This is a genomic window from Mycobacterium sp. NTMscope_MAC_269, from assembly GCF_976985695.1.
The window spans coordinates 4537747-4550944 of the sequence record NZ_OZ335668.1 but is presented as its reverse complement, the minus strand read 5'-3'; the positions used below and the strand labels follow the sequence as shown (position 1 = coordinate 4550944).

17 protein-coding genes are annotated in these 13198 nt (G+C 66.6%); 9 read left to right on the top strand and 8 right to left on the bottom strand.

The window, feature by feature from the left end; all coding sequences use genetic code 11:
• Position 1: 1 nt before the first annotated feature.
• On the bottom strand, positions 2–433 hold the full coding sequence (locus ACZ50Z_RS21595) for an MmpS family transport accessory protein (protein ID WP_464485377.1): 432 nt from the start codon (positions 431–433) through the stop codon (positions 2–4).
• Between the two features lie 92 nt (positions 434–525).
• On the opposite strand from ACZ50Z_RS21595, the gene ACZ50Z_RS21590 reads away from it, so the two are divergent.
• From ACZ50Z_RS21590 to ACZ50Z_RS21575, 4 genes are all read left to right on the top strand, one after another.
• A complete protein-coding gene (locus tag ACZ50Z_RS21590; RefSeq protein WP_464485376.1) occupies positions 526–834 on the top strand; it encodes a metal-sensitive transcriptional regulator in 309 nt (102 codons plus the stop codon).
• 32 nt (positions 835–866) lie between these two features.
• The gene (locus ACZ50Z_RS21585) at positions 867–1481 is read left to right on the top strand and encodes a mycothiol-dependent nitroreductase Rv2466c family protein (protein ID WP_464485375.1); all 615 of its coding nucleotides are present in this window, start codon (positions 867–869) and stop codon (positions 1479–1481) included.
• Positions 1482–1533: 52 nt separating this feature from the next.
• A complete protein-coding gene (locus ACZ50Z_RS21580) occupies positions 1534–1935 on the top strand; it encodes a DUF302 domain-containing protein (protein ID WP_464485374.1) in 402 nt (133 codons plus the stop codon).
• 123 nt (positions 1936–2058) lie between these two features.
• Positions 2059–2700 (top strand): GAP family protein, encoded by a 642-nt coding sequence (locus ACZ50Z_RS21575; protein WP_464485373.1) that lies wholly within the window; start codon positions 2059–2061, stop codon positions 2698–2700.
• A 32-nt stretch (positions 2701–2732) separates the two neighbouring features.
• Here the strand turns inward: ACZ50Z_RS21575 and ACZ50Z_RS21570 are convergent, their stop codons facing one another.
• Entirely contained in the window at positions 2733–2906 is a 174-nt protein-coding gene (locus ACZ50Z_RS21570) for a hypothetical protein (RefSeq protein ID WP_464485372.1), read from the bottom strand.
• 71 nt (positions 2907–2977) lie between these two features.
• Positions 2978–3814 carry an alpha/beta fold hydrolase gene (locus ACZ50Z_RS21565; protein ID WP_464485371.1) on the bottom strand — a complete coding sequence of 279 codons (837 nt, stop codon included), beginning with the start codon at positions 3812–3814 and terminating at the stop codon, positions 2978–2980.
• A 116-nt stretch (positions 3815–3930) separates the two neighbouring features.
• Here ACZ50Z_RS21565 and ACZ50Z_RS21560 point away from each other — a divergent pair, with 116 nt between their 5' ends.
• The gene (locus ACZ50Z_RS21560) at positions 3931–4386 is read left to right on the top strand and encodes a MaoC family dehydratase (RefSeq protein ID WP_464485370.1); all 456 of its coding nucleotides are present in this window, start codon (positions 3931–3933) and stop codon (positions 4384–4386) included.
• Positions 4387–4457: 71 nt separating this feature from the next.
• Here ACZ50Z_RS21560 and ACZ50Z_RS21555 read toward each other — a convergent pair whose 3' ends face one another.
• The 4 genes from ACZ50Z_RS21555 to ACZ50Z_RS21540 all read right to left on the bottom strand — a co-directional run bounded on the left by ACZ50Z_RS21555 (position 4458) and on the right by ACZ50Z_RS21540 (position 9020).
• Positions 4458–5648 (bottom strand): IS30 family transposase, encoded by a 1191-nt coding sequence (locus ACZ50Z_RS21555; RefSeq protein ID WP_464483774.1) that lies wholly within the window; start codon positions 5646–5648, stop codon positions 4458–4460.
• Between the two features lie 140 nt (positions 5649–5788).
• Positions 5789–7084, bottom strand: a complete 1296-nt coding sequence (locus ACZ50Z_RS21550; RefSeq protein ID WP_464485369.1) for an acyl-CoA dehydrogenase family protein — start codon at positions 7082–7084, stop codon at positions 5789–5791.
• An 80-nt stretch (positions 7085–7164) separates the two neighbouring features.
• Complete coding sequence (locus tag ACZ50Z_RS21545) at positions 7165–7863, bottom strand: GAF and ANTAR domain-containing protein (protein WP_464485368.1); 699 nt, start codon at positions 7861–7863, stop codon at positions 7165–7167.
• A gap of 65 nt (positions 7864–7928) precedes the next feature.
• Complete coding sequence (locus ACZ50Z_RS21540; RefSeq protein ID WP_464486344.1) at positions 7929–9020, bottom strand: F420-dependent hydroxymycolic acid dehydrogenase; 1092 nt, start codon at positions 9018–9020, stop codon at positions 7929–7931.
• A gap of 52 nt (positions 9021–9072) precedes the next feature.
• Here ACZ50Z_RS21540 and ACZ50Z_RS21535 point away from each other — a divergent pair, with 52 nt between their 5' ends.
• Both ACZ50Z_RS21535 and ACZ50Z_RS21530 read left to right on the top strand, forming a co-directional pair.
• Entirely contained in the window at positions 9073–9684 is a 612-nt protein-coding gene (locus tag ACZ50Z_RS21535; protein ID WP_464485367.1) for a GNAT family N-acetyltransferase, read from the top strand.
• Between the two features lie 30 nt (positions 9685–9714).
• Positions 9715–10077, top strand: coding sequence for a hypothetical protein (locus tag ACZ50Z_RS21530; protein WP_464485366.1), 363 nt, complete (start codon positions 9715–9717; stop codon positions 10075–10077).
• Between the two features lie 34 nt (positions 10078–10111).
• On the opposite strand, the gene ACZ50Z_RS21525 is transcribed toward ACZ50Z_RS21530, so the two are convergent.
• Positions 10112–10786, bottom strand: a complete 675-nt coding sequence (locus ACZ50Z_RS21525) for a TetR family transcriptional regulator (RefSeq protein ID WP_464485365.1) — start codon at positions 10784–10786, stop codon at positions 10112–10114.
• Between the two features lie 70 nt (positions 10787–10856).
• On the opposite strand from ACZ50Z_RS21525, the gene ACZ50Z_RS21520 reads away from it, so the two are divergent.
• Complete coding sequence (locus ACZ50Z_RS21520) at positions 10857–11960, top strand: ferredoxin reductase (RefSeq protein WP_464485364.1); 1104 nt, start codon at positions 10857–10859, stop codon at positions 11958–11960.
• Positions 11961–12054: 94 nt separating this feature from the next.
• Positions 12055–13161: a fatty acid desaturase family protein gene (locus ACZ50Z_RS21515; protein WP_464485363.1), complete on the top strand. Its 1107-nt coding sequence runs from the start codon at positions 12055–12057 to the stop codon at positions 13159–13161.
• The last annotated feature ends 37 nt before the right edge of the window (positions 13162–13198 follow it).

The window sequence follows — 13198 nt, the reverse complement described above, 5'->3', positions numbered from 1 at the left end:
CTCATGCGGCCTTCACCAAACAGGAAGTCTGCGCGTGGTGTCCGGCCGAGGACCGCTCATCCTTGACCTCGCCGTTGACGGTGATACGGCACCCGATGTCATCGCTATTGCCCTGTGCCACAACGCTCGCGAACACGGCCGGCACGGTCGTCGTGATCGTGAAGTCCCAGGGCAGGGTGGTGAAGTTCGCCTGTTGTGGCTTCGCTGCGCTGTCCAGGTAGCTCACGCTTCCCGTTGTGCCGCTGGGGCCGTAGACCGCGTAAGTCACCCGCTTCACGTGCGAAGCCTCGAGTGGCGCGGCGCTGCTGCCGGTCACCGAGAAGATTTCGTCGGTGCCGAATACGCCGCGCAGCCGCATGACGGCGTCACCGCCGAGGGCAACCGCCACCACGACGACGAGCGGCACCCAGGCGCGTTTGGCGAACGTCAACATCGAGACCCCCTTGATCGGTGCTCTTCCGTGCGACGGGCAATCCCTGCCCGCGCCGTCAGCATATACCCTACGGGGTATGGTATAAAGGGTGCATGGCGATCACAGGCAACGGCAGCGGACCGGACAAAGAAGGCGTCGCGAGGCACGACCCCGGCGACATCGACGTCGTCCTCACCCGGTTACGTCGGGCGCACGGTCAGCTCGGTGGAGTCATCTCGATGATCGAGCAGGGGCGTAGCTGCAAAGACGTCGTGACGCAGTTGGCGGCGGTGTCGAAGGCGTTGGACCGCGCCGGGTTCAAGATCATCGCGTCCGGCCTGCGCGACTGCATCACGCGGGAAGACGATCAGCCGGCGCTGTCCATCGATGAACTGGAAAAACTGTTCCTCAGCCTGGCGTAAGGGCCCGGCTGCTACGGAAGGGGAAGAGGCAAATGTCCTCAGCGCAGCGCGATCACACCGAACCGAAGGTGACGCTGTGGCTAGACCCGGTGTGCCCGTTCTCATGGAACACCGCGCGTTGGCTGCACGCCGTCGCCGAGAAGGCCGGCTGGGCCGTCGATTGGCGGCTGATGAATCTGGCCGTTCTCAATGAGGGCCGCGAACTGCCGCCCGCCCAGCGGGCCCGGATGCGTGACTCACAACAGATCGGCCGGCTGATGGCCGCCATCGCCCGCGAACCGGACGCCACCGGATGGGCGGCCGCGTATTTCGCCTTCGGGAAGCGTTACTTCGACCGTTCGGAACCCCTGGATGCCGGCCTCGTCGCGCACACGCTGACGACGGTCGGCGCCCGCGGCGCCCTCGCCGCGGCGGTCTCGGACGCCACCCTGGACGAACTCGTGCGCCGGGAGCATCAGGCTGGGCAAGACGCGCTGGGTGAAACCGGCGGCAGCCCGATCCTGCAGATCGGCGAGCACGCATTCTTCGGGCCGGTCCTGACCGCGCTACCGGACACGCACGCCGCCGCCGCGCTGTTCGATGCGGTCGCCACGTTGGCCGCAACACCGCAATTCGCTCAGTTGCAACGGCCACGTACTGCGGCCTGACGCGGTACACGGCGAAAACTTGGGTAGTTCAACGCTGAAAGAGGAGAAACACATGACATCGGGATTGAGCACCACGCTGCACACCTCGTTCGAGGACGCGGTGGACCGAACCACAAAGGCGCTGGCCGATCAGGGTTTCGGCGTACTGACCACCATCGATGTGAAAGCGACGCTGAAGCAAAAGCTCGGGGAGGAGATGGAGGACTATCTCATCCTGGGTGCCTGCAACCCCGCGCTGGCGCATCGCGCACTGGACATCCATCGCCAGATCGGCCAGTTATTGCCGTGCAACGTGGTGGTGCGTTCCGACCCGGCCGGCGACGGCGACGCAGTCCTGGTCGAGGCGATGGATCCGCAACTCATGGTCAAAGTCACCGGCCAGGCGGGCGCATTGCAGGACGTCGCGGACCAGGCGACCGCCAAGCTGCAAGCGGCGATCGGCGCACTGGGCTGACGCGTCGGCAGATGCGTCGCCGCCCACCGACCGCTGTCTCGCGGCTTCCCCGGGGGACCCGCGTGACGCACCGGCCGCGCATCCTTCCTGAAAGGCGTTGATTTGTCGGTGCTTTCAGGCCTGGTGGCAGCGAAGCTGACCGCACCGGCGGTGGTGATCGCGCTGTCTCCCGTGCCCATTGTGGTGTCGTTGCTGCTGCTTGTTCACCATGACCGGCCGTATACGTCCAGTGTCGCCTACCTCCTGGGAAGATTGGTTTCGCTGGGAACGCTCACGTTCGCGTTCATGCGCGTCCCGCGACTGTTCGACATGCTGCTGCAACCCGCCCCCCGATGGGTCGACTGGGTGACAATGGCCGGAGGCGCAACCCTCGTGGGGTTGGGGGCGCGCCTGTGGTGGTTGCGTCGCGGTTCGGCCTCCCCTCCCGGATGGGAGGGGAGTGTTGGCACCATAAGCCCTGTGGCGGCGGCCGGAATCGGCATGTTTCCAATGCTGGCCAACCCAAAAGTGTTGGCCGCCAGCGCGGCCGTCGGTGCCGAGATCGCCCCCTTCTCCGGTGCGAGCGCCGTTACCGCCGTCGCCTACTACACCCTCCTGGCGAATTCGACTGTGGCAGCGCCGATCCTCGCTTACTTTGTCGTCGGCCCGCGCATCGATTCGCGACTTGAACGGCTACGACATTGGATTCAGCGTCGGCACCGAGAGATCATGGCGGTCACGCTCGTGATCGTGGGCATCGCGGTCGTGCTGTACGGCTTGGCCTGACAGCGGGCGCGCCACGGCATCGCCGTGCGCTGTCAGTCTTGTTCGCTTCGCGCTTCCGCCCCGGTCTCGCCGGCATCGAAATCGTCATCGGCCCCGGCCGCTCCGACGTAGGAGCCATCCTCCTCGCCTGCGGCGGCACGCGACCGCGTTTGGTGCGTTTCGGGTTCGACGTCGGGCTCGGATTTGTGTCCCTTATCTTCGAGCATGCTTTCCTTCCCTGCAGCTCATTGCCTTCGGAAAGGGATTCCCTCGTTGCTCTTGGTGAAACACACTCGAGCTAGCGCGCCAGGAAATCGAGCAGCGCGGCATTGAATTCCTCGGGATGGCTGATGTGGCAGCCGTGCGGCCCGTCGGCGATCACCCGCAGTTCGCTGCCCGATATCGCTTCGTGCGTGCGCAGTGCCGACCCGTGCAGCGGCACGGATTCGTCGCCCTCGCCGTGGATGATCAGCGTCGGCACCGACACCCGCGCCAGGTCACCCCGGAAGTCGGTGTTGGCCCACGCGGCCATGCACGCCAGCGACGCCTCCTTGCTCGCCTGCTTGCACAGCCCGAGCGCGGCGTCGCGCGTCGCACCGCTCACGCGCAATTGCCCGTTGGCGGTGAAGAATTCGGTCATTTGTTGGTCGTAGAAGGCGTCTTGGTCCTTGACGAACGCGGCGGTCGCCCGCGCCGCGTCCTTCATGGTGAGCGGCCCGTCCGGATTGGCGGTGGTCTGCAACAGGTACGGGGTCACCGACGAGGCGAACACGACGCTGTGCACCCGGTCGGCGCCGTAGGTCGACAGGTAGCGGGCGATCTCGCCGCCCCCCATGGACGAGCCCACCAGAGTGAGGCTACGCAGGTCGAGGGACTCGATCAGGCTGTGCAGATCGTGCGTGAGGCTTTCGTAGCTGTAGCCGGTGAGCGGCTTGTCGCTGCGACCGAACCCACGCCGGTCATACGTGATGACCCGATAGCCGGCGGCGTGCAGGACCGGGACCTGAGCCGACCATGCCTGCCCGGACAGTGGCCAGGGGTGCATGAGCAATACCGGTCGACCCGTGCCACCGGTGTCGTCGAGATGCAGGCGGGTGTCTTTGACAAGTCCGTGATGCGCGATCACATCGGGCATGAAGCGGCCCTTCCGTGAGATGGGTGCGTCCGTTCACCGGCTACTACCCGCGAGGGCCCGGGGCTAACCGTGCGGCCCAACGCTATTGTTATCAGCCGAAACCAAGGAGAACACGCATGCGAACCTTTGAATCAGTCGCCGACCTCACCGCCGCGGCGGGCGAGACTCTGGGACACAGTGACTGGGTCACCATCACCCAGGAAGACATCAACCTGTTCGCCGACGCGACCGGCGATCACCAGTGGATCCACGTCGATCCGGAGCGAGCCGCGTCCGGGCCGTTCGGCAAGACCATCGCCCACGGTTTCATGACCCTGGCGCTGTTGCCTCAGCTGCAGCACCAGATCTACACCGTCAACGGCATCAAGCTCGCAATCAACTACGGCCTCAACAAGGTTCGTTTTCCCGCGCCGGTTCCGGTCGGCTCGCGGGTGCGCGCGCAACTCTCGCTGGTCAGCGTCGACGACGTGGGCAACGGCGCCGTGCAGGCCACCCTCTCGACCATCGTCGAGATCGAGGGCTCGGCCAAGCCGGCGTGCGTGGCCGAGAGCGTCGTCCGCTTCGTCGCCTAAAACCCGCGCCGACGACGCGCCCCGAAACCCGCATCGAGCGTCGACTTGTTGGGGTGGATAACGGGGCGGTTTCACGCGGTGTTTGCAACAGCGGGTGGTTTTGACGGGTTGGAGAGTAGTTCGTCGAGGGCTTCGGCGGGGGTTTTCCAGCCCAGTGTTTGGCGGGGCCGGTTGTTGAGTTTGGCGGCGACGTAGTCGAGGTAGTCGGCGGGAAACGCGGATAGGTCGGTGCCTTTAGCAAAGTATTGGCGCAGCAGTCCGTTGGTGTTTTCGTTGGTGCCGCGCTGCCACGGTGAGTGGGGGTCGCAAAAGTAGATATCCAGTTGGGCGGCCTCGGCGATGGCGATGTGGTTGGCCATTTCTTTGCCTTGATCCCAGGTCAGTGTTTTGCGCAGGATTGCCGGCAGCTGCGCCATTTTGGCCACGATGGCCTCCTGCAGCGCCAGCGCTGTGTGGTCCTCAGGCAGGTGCAGCAGCATCACGAACCGCGTCATCCGCTCCACCACGGTGCCGATCGCCGAGGCCGATGCGGCGCTGCCCAGGATCAGATCGCCCTCCCAATGCCCGGGTACGGCGCGGTCTTCGACCTCGGGTGGGCGCTCGCTGATGTTGACCATGTTCGGGATGCGGCCGCGGCGCTGATCGGCGCGGCGCTGGGGTTTGCGCAGTGCACGCCCGGTGCGCAGGCAGCTGTGCAACTCGCGGCGCAAGTTCCCTTTGCCCTGAACGTAAATCGCTTGATAGATCGTCTCGTGGGACACCCGCATCTCCGCCTCGTCGGGAAAATCCATCACCAGCCGCTGAGCAATCTGGGTGGGACTGTGCTGGTCTTGCAACCGAGTCTGCACCTCATCATGCAGCCGCTGGTTGGTGGCCAGCTTGCCCGGTTTGGGCCGGCGAGCCCGCTCCCGGGCGCGCGCATGGGCCTTACTCGCGCGATAACGCGGCCGGGGATCCCACCCGCCGCGCCATCGGGCGCCGAATCGATACCGCGCCCGGTAGCGCCCGCGGCACCACCCATTGCGGTTGATCTCACGCATCACCGTCGTTGGGTGACGACCCAACCGATTCGCGATGTCACGGATCGACTCGCCACGGGCCACACCGTCCTGGATCTCTTCGCGCTCCTCATAGCTCAGCCGAGGCCGCGAGCGGGGCCCAACTGCTGGAAACTTTGGTCTCACCCCGCCAGCATCAGCAAACCATTGCTGACCACTGGACATCGACACGCCGACAGCCACCCCGGCCTCACCGGGCGACATTCCCTCCTTGATGTGATCCCAAAACCGACGGCCCAACCATGACAACGACGACGGACGCACAACAACTCCTCATCTAGAAGCTGTTGCATTCACCCCCTGAAGGGAAGCGGGTTTTTCGCCCAACAGGTCGACGCTCGACGTTAGAACTCGGCGACCGCGTGTTCCAGGCGTTCAGCCAGCCGCGCCTGGGCTTCCGCCCGCCGGGTGGGGATATGGGCCGACGGGAAAGGCGTTGTCACCGGCTCGTATTCGCGCAGCGTGCGGCGGGCCACCGTCATCTTGTGCAGCTCGGTGGCGCCGTCGGCGATGCCCAGCGACTCGGCGGCGACCATCATTTTGACGAAGGGCATCTCGTCGGAGACGCCGAGCGCGCCGTGCAGGTGCATGGCCCGCTGCGCGACGTCGTGCAGCACCTGGGGCATCGCGACCTTCACCGCCGCGATGTCGCGCCGCACCTTCTGGTAATCGTGGTGCTTGTCGATCAACCACGCGGTGCGCAGCACCAGCAGCCGGAACTGTTCGATCTGGATCCAGCTGTCGGCGATCTTCTCCTGGGTCATCTGGAAATCGGCGAGCCGCCCGTGCCGGGTTTTGCGTGACACCGCTCGTTCGCACATCATGTCGAAGGCACTGCGCGCCAAGGCAATTGTGCGCATCGCGTGGTGGATCCGCCCCCCGCCGAGCCGGGTCTGCGCGATCATGAACGCCTGCCCCTCACCGCCGAGCACGTGATCGGCGGGCACCCGCACGTCGTTGTAGCGGACGTAGGCGTGGCTGGCGCGCTGTGACGACTCCGCGCCGACGCCGACGTTGCGCACGATCTCGATGCCCGGCGTCTCGGCGGGAACGATGAACAGCGACATCTTGTCGTAGGTGCGGGCGTCGGCGTTGGTGACCGCCATGACGATGAAGAACGACGCGTGTTTGGCGTTGGTGGAGAACCACTTTTCGCCGTTGATGACCCAGTAGTCGCCGTCACGGATGGCCGCGGTGACGAACTGCCCCGGGTCGGAACCCCCCTGGGGTTCGGTCATCGAATAGCACGAGGTGATCTCGCCGTCCAAGAGCGGCTGCAGATAGCGCGCCTTTTGCTCGTCGGTGCCGAACAGCGCGAGAATCTCGGCATTGCCGGAGTCCGGCGCTTGGCAGCCGAAGACCGACGGGGCCCAGCGGGATCTGCCCAGGATTTCGTTGAGCAGCGCGAGTTTGACCTGACCGAAGCCCTGGCCGCCCAACTCCGGGCGCAGGTGCGCGGCCCACAGCCCCTGCTCCTTCACCTGCTGCTGCAAGGGCCGCAGGACGGCCATCATCTCGGCGTTCTTCTTGTCGTAGGGGTCGAGGGCGACCAGATCGAGCGGCTCCAGCTCCTCGGCCATGAATTTTTCAACCCAGTCCAGCTTCGCCTGGTATTCGGGGTCAGTTTCGAAGTCCCACACCGTGGCCACCATTCCCCGGCGCCGCGCCGCGCCGGACTCGTTGCTGAAGCCACCCCATCCTAGAGCGGGGCGAACAAGGATCAGACTTCGCCGCGGGTGTCGATCACCCGCTGGGCGATGTCGATGAGCTTGGTCTGGCTCTCCTGCGACAGCCGACGCAGCAATTCGAAGGCGCGCACGTCGTCGACGCCGTAGCGCTCCATGATGATGCCCTTGGCCTGCCCGATTCGGTCTCGCGTCGACAGGGCCGACTGCATCTGCAGCCCGTGGCGCCCGGCCATGATCGCCGAGGCGGCATGCGCGGCGAACACGGTTCCGATGGTCTCGGCTTCGGTGTCCCACACGCCGGACTGGAAACTGAACAGGTTCAGCGCGCCGGCGGTGCGTTCCGCGGTGTACAGCTTGAACGACAGGCCGCCGAGCACGCCGCGTTCGACTGCCGCCGGGGCGTACCGGGGCCAGCGCGGTTCGTCGCGCATGTCGTCGCTGCGCACGATCGTTTCCTTGAGGGCCGCGTCGTGACACGGCCCCTCACCGAAATCGTGCTGCAGCTTGTCGAGCTGGGCGACCAGGCTGTCGGTGTCCGCGACCGATTCGAACTCCCCACCCGCCTTGAGCAGCAGCACCCCAGCGAGGTCGGCGGCCGGTATCAGCTCGACCGCGGCGGCCGTCACGTCGGCGAGGACGTCGTCGAGCGAGCGTGGCGTGGCGATCTCACGCGCAAGATCGGCCATCCGCACGGCCAGCTCGTGTGCTGCGGTTGGGTCTGGAGACTCCATGGGACCGAATTGTCCACGATGTGGTCCGCTGCGTCACTGTCGGGCGGCGCTCCGATCGGCCTGGCTCAGCGCAACTTCGGCAGGACGTCGGTCCGGTAGAAGTCGATGGCGGCGATCGGGTCGTCCTGGGGAAAGTGCAGGAAGGGAACGGCGCCTGCGTCGAGCACCCGCTGCACGGCGCTGACGTGCGGGGCGGGGTCGGTGCCGACGGTCCAGCCGGCCAACACCTTGTCGATGGGGTTGGACTCGGCGGCGCGCTGGATCTCGACGGGATTGGGTTGGTCGACGGCGCCGGCCGTGAAACGCCACAGCGTCGCCGCGCGCGCGGCCTTCGCCTTGTCGCCGACGACCGCGAACACTTCGGCGCGTTTACCCAACGTGCCCACATCGCGCCCGGCCGCCTGGGCTCCGGCACCGAAGGCCGCCAACAGTTTTGGGTTCGTCACGTCGTGGGCCTGGGTGATCCAGCCGTCGCCGTACTGTCCGGCCAGTTTCGCGCTCTTCGGGCCGCCGGCCGCCACGAAGATCGGCGGCGGGGTGGCCGGGACGTCGTAAAGCTTCAACGAATTCGTCTGAAAGTACCGACCGGAGAAGGAGATTCGCGATCCGCTCCACAACCGGCGGATCAGGTCGATCGCCTCGACCAGCCGGTCATGGCGCTCGGCGTAGTTGCCGTAGGCATTGGTGGTGGCCTGTTCGTTGAGGCGCTCGCCCGTGCCGACTCCCAGAAACACCCTGCCCGGGTTGAGGATTTCCATCGAGGCGAAGGCCTGCGCGACCGTGGCGGGGTGGTAGCGGTAGGTCGGGCAGGTCACCCCGGTGCCGAACGAGATCCGGCTGGTGGCGCTGCCCACCAGCGCCAGCGTGAGCCACGGGAACATCGAATGGCCCTGGTTGTCCTGCCACGGCTGTATGTGGTCGCTGGCCCACACGTAGTGGAAACCCGCCTCCTCGGCCGCCTGAGCCTGCGCCACCAGCCGATCGGTGCGGAACTGCTCGTGGGACAGCACCAACCCCACGCGCTTGCTCGACGGCGAACCGGTGGACTTGCCGTGACCGGTGCCCGGTTTCGCGCAGCCGTCCGCCAGCCCGACGGACCCGAGTACGCCCGCGCCGGCGGCCACCCGCCCGAACGCTCGCCGCGACATGCCGATCACCGGGTCGGCATACCCGCGCCGCCTCACCCACACACCCACTAGCGTGACGTGGATGACCCCGCACGTCCGCCCGGCGCGCAAGGCCGACGTCCGCGAGCTGTCGCGCACCCTGGCCCGCGCGTTCTATGACGACCCGGTGATGATCTGGCTGATGCCCGACGCGGTCAAGCGCACCGCGCACCTGACCCGGCTGTTCGCGACGATGACCCGCCACCACCATCTGGCGCGCGGCGGGGTGGAGGTGGCCGAGGACTCCGGCATCGGCGCTGCGGCGCTGTGGGATCCGCCGGATCAGTGGCAGGAGACGCCCGGCGCGCAGCTGGCGATGACACCCACGTTCCTGCGGGTGTTCGGTCTGCGTTCGATGCGCGGGCGCGCGGTCCAGGAATTGATGAAGAGCGTGCACCCCGAGGAACCGCACTGGTATCTGGCGGTGATCGGCAGCGACCCGGCGGTCCGCGGTCAGGGATTCGGTCAGGCCCTGATGAGATCGCGGCTGGACCGCTGCGACGCCGAATACTGCCCGGCCTACCTCGAGTCCACCAAAGCCGAAAACGTCCCGTATTACGAGCGTTTCGGCTTCAGCGTCACCCAGGAGATCGTGCTGCCGGACGGCGGCCCGACGATGTGGGCCATGTGGCGCACGCCGCGGGCCCGCGTTTAGTCACCCAATCCGGCGGGCAACCGTTTTGGCATGAGCGACAACCCCCACGCCGACGATCTGGTCGACCCCGCCGACTTTCCCGAAGAGGGCGGCCCGGGTGACACCCTGAACGCGAGCGAAGGTACCGACTCGGACGAACTGCGCAACGACGACGGCGACATCGTCGTCGATCCCCCCGAGGACTGGAGTGAGGCCAACCGTTTCGGTGTGACGGCGAGAGAAGAACGGGAGGGCGAATCCCTCGACGACCGGCTGGCCGCCGAAGAGCCCGATGTGCCGGATGACATCGAGCCCGTCGACCCCGTCGACAAGGCCCCGCGGCGCGCGCACCGCGGTCAGATCGACGGCACACCGGAAGACGGCGATTCGCTCTACGACGTCGTCGACGAGTAAGTCAGTGCTCGCCTGTTTACTGCCGCCGGCGTGATCAGGGGGTGCTTTGCCACCCGGCGATGCCGGTCGCGATCATCCGCAACTGCTTGACGGCGAGCCGGCGGATGTCCTCGGTGGCCTCGGCGCTCCGCGAATCCTCGATGGCCTCCGCGATGACGATCATGGCGTTGACGAACAGGGTCGCCAGCACGTTGAGGTCCTCGGTGGTCCACTTGTTCAACCCCGGGAACCGCGCCAGGTCGGTGGCCAGCTCCGACGTGATCAGCCGGATCTCGGTGCGAATGGCGTAGCGCAGCACGGACAGCCCGCTGTTGCGCTCGCGACCGATGAGCCTCCAGTGCTCGCGCCGGTCGGCCACGCTGGCGACCAGGATCTCGACGGACGACTCGATCACCCGGTTCGGGTCCAACTTGCCGGCGCGCGCGTCGCGCAGGGTGTCACGCAGGCTGCGAAACGACTCGTCGATCAGGACCAGGCCGAGCGCCTCCATCGACTCGAAATGGCGGTAAAACGCCGCCGGCACGATCCCGACCTCGCGGGTCACCTCGCGCAGGCTCAGGCTGGAAAAGCTGCGGTCCTGCAACAGCTTGAGGGCCGCGGCGATGATGGCGCGCCGCGTCGCCTCCTTGCGCTCCTCGCGCGACTGGCTTTCCCGCGAGCGTTCGCGTCCGGAGCCGCGCGCCCGTGAGCTAGGAGTACGGCTGTTCACTATGTGAACCCTACCACATCCGGCTAGTAAACCCTTGACGACCTGGCTGTTGCGGTCGCACGGTGTACATATGTTCACTCAAACCGCTCAAGCTTCTGGCCGAGTCCTCGCGCGGACGTTCCGCCAGCGCGTGTTGGGTTCAGAGCTCCTAGACCTGCTGACCGGTCCGCACGGCGTCGACCGCTACACCGAACTCGTCGCACCGACCTGGACGCTGGGCGAAGCCCGCGCCAAGGTGACCGACGTGCGCCGGACCACCCCCCGCAGCGTCACGCTCACCCTGACCCCCAACGACACCTTCCTGGCCGCGAACTCCGTCCGAGCCGGACAGTACGTCAACCTGACCGTCGAGATCGACGGGCGGCGGCACACCCGCTGCTACTCGCCGGCCAATGCCGAAGGGACGACCACCCTCGAACTGACCATCGGCCGGCACGAGGGAGGGCTGGTCTCCAACCATCTGTACGAACACGCCCGCCCCGGCATGGTGATCGGTCTGGCCGGCGTCGGCGGCGACTTCACGCTGCCGCCGCACGGCTCGCAACGACCGCGCCGGATCCTCTTCGTCTCCGGGGGAAGCGGGATCACTCCGGTGATGGCGATGCTGCGCACCCTGCTCGCCCAGGACCATCGCGGCGAGATCGCCTTCGTCCACTACGCGCGCACACCCGCGGAGGCCTGCTATCGCGACGAACTGGCCGCGATGCCCTCGGTGCAGGTACTGCACGGTTACACCCGCTCACAGGGCGGCGATCTGGATGGCCGCTTCGGCGCGGAGCACCTGGCCGCCGCGATGCCCTCGCCCGATGCGGTATTCGTGTGCGGGCCATCGGCTTTGGTCGAGGCCGTGCGCGAGCACTGTGACACCGTGTACACCGAAAGCTTCGTCCCACCGGCCTTCGACCCGCCGGCGAACCCGTCGGGCGGGCGAGTCACGTTCTCCGACAGCGGTGTCGACGTCGTCGACGACGGACGCTCGCTGCTGGAGCAGGCCGAATCCGCGGGCCTCTCCCCGGAAAACGGCTGCCGCATGGGCATCTGCCACACCTGCACCCGGCGCAAAACCGCCGGAACCGTGCGCAACCTGGTCACCGGCGCGGTCTCGACCGCTCCCGATGAGGACGTGCAGATCTGCGTGTCCGTTCCGGTCGGTGACGTCGACCTGTCCCTCTAACAGCAACCAAGCTCGCGAATGTGAATTATGCGACGGCCGCACCGCGTGTCGCGTCGCGAGATTCACAGTCGCGGCGGAATCCGGAGGAAATGCCATGACACAGAACAAGATCACCCTGACACCCGAACAGGCCGACGCCTTCGGCCGCGAGCTCGACGCCATCAAAGAGCGCGTGATGGCCGACCTCGGCGAAAAGGACGCCGAGTACATTCGTCGCGTCATCAAGACCCAGCGCGCCCTGGAGGTCGGCGGACGCGTGCTGCTGTTCCTGCCGCCGGCCTGGCTGCTGGGCACCGGCATGCTCGGCGTGGCCAAAATCCTGGACAACATGGAGATCGGCCACAACATCATGCACGGCCAGTACGACTGGATGCGCGACCCGGCGATCTCCGGTCGCACCTTCGAGTGGGACACCGCGTGCCCGGCGGATCAATGGCGGCACTCGCACAACTACATGCACCACACCCACACCAACATCGTGGGTATGGACCGCGACATCGGCTACGGCATCCTGCGGATGAGCGAGGACCAGCGCTGGCAGCCGTACTTTTTGGGCAACCCGATCTACGCCTTCCTGCTGATGGTGTTGTTCCAGTACGGCGTCGCGCTGCACGAACTGGAAACCGAGCGCATCCGCTCCGGCGAGATCGGCCTCGAGGACAAGCGCGAGGTGCTGCGGGCGATCTGGCAGAAGACCCGGCGGCAGACGCTCAAGGACTACGTCGCGTTCCCGCTGCTGGCCGGCCCCTTCGCGCCGTTCGTCTTCACCGGCAATCTCACGGCGAACCTGATGCGCAACGTGTGGTCGTACATGATCATCTTCTGCGGCCACTTCCCCGATGGCACACAGGAATTCACCGTCGAGGAAACCAAGGACGAGTCGCGTGGCATGTGGTACTTCCGCCAGGTCCTCGGCTCGGCGAACCTCACCGGCGGCAGGCTCTTTCATCTGCTGTCCGGCAACCTCTCCCACCAGATCGAGCACCACCTGTTCCCGGACATGCCGGCCCGCCGCTACGCGGAGATCGCGCCCGAGGTGCAACGGATCTGCGAGCGCTACGGCATCCCGTACAACCGCGGGCCCCTGCTGCGGCAGTTCGGCACCGTCGTCCGCAAGATCGTCAGGCTGACCTTCCCGGACGGCTGGCTGCCCAAGCCCGGCGCCGAGGAGCCCGCCGTTCGCGAGCCGGTCGCCGCGTAAGTCGGGGCCGTTCCGGCATTGCCTTGTGCCGGGCGAA

What these genes read in the sequence shown, in the direction of transcription:
- ACZ50Z_RS21595 (WP_464485377.1), bottom strand. Translation starts at nt 433, where the DNA reads ATGTTGACGTTCGCCAAACGCGCCTGGGTGCCGCTCGTCGTCGTGGTG.
- ACZ50Z_RS21590 (WP_464485376.1), top strand. Translation starts at nt 526, where the DNA reads ATGGCGATCACAGGCAACGGCAGCGGACCGGACAAAGAAGGCGTCGCG.
- ACZ50Z_RS21585 (WP_464485375.1), top strand. Translation starts at nt 867, where the DNA reads ATGTCCTCAGCGCAGCGCGATCACACCGAACCGAAGGTGACGCTGTGG.
- ACZ50Z_RS21580 (WP_464485374.1), top strand. Translation starts at nt 1,534, where the DNA reads ATGACATCGGGATTGAGCACCACGCTGCACACCTCGTTCGAGGACGCG.
- ACZ50Z_RS21570 (WP_464485372.1), bottom strand. Translation starts at nt 2,906, where the DNA reads ATGCTCGAAGATAAGGGACACAAATCCGAGCCCGACGTCGAACCCGAA.
- ACZ50Z_RS21565 (WP_464485371.1), bottom strand. Translation starts at nt 3,814, where the DNA reads ATGCCCGATGTGATCGCGCATCACGGACTTGTCAAAGACACCCGCCTG.
- ACZ50Z_RS21560 (WP_464485370.1), top strand. Translation starts at nt 3,931, where the DNA reads ATGCGAACCTTTGAATCAGTCGCCGACCTCACCGCCGCGGCGGGCGAG.
- ACZ50Z_RS21555 (WP_464483774.1), bottom strand. Translation starts at nt 5,648, where the DNA reads ATGTCGCCCGGTGAGGCCGGGGTGGCTGTCGGCGTGTCGATGTCCAGT.
- ACZ50Z_RS21545 (WP_464485368.1), bottom strand. Translation starts at nt 7,863, where the DNA reads ATGGAGTCTCCAGACCCAACCGCAGCACACGAGCTGGCCGTGCGGATG.
- ACZ50Z_RS21535 (WP_464485367.1), top strand. Translation starts at nt 9,073, where the DNA reads ATGACCCCGCACGTCCGCCCGGCGCGCAAGGCCGACGTCCGCGAGCTG.
- ACZ50Z_RS21530 (WP_464485366.1), top strand. Translation starts at nt 9,715, where the DNA reads ATGAGCGACAACCCCCACGCCGACGATCTGGTCGACCCCGCCGACTTT.
- ACZ50Z_RS21520 (WP_464485364.1), top strand. Translation starts at nt 10,857, where the DNA reads ATGTTCACTCAAACCGCTCAAGCTTCTGGCCGAGTCCTCGCGCGGACG.
- ACZ50Z_RS21515 (WP_464485363.1), top strand. Translation starts at nt 12,055, where the DNA reads ATGACACAGAACAAGATCACCCTGACACCCGAACAGGCCGACGCCTTC.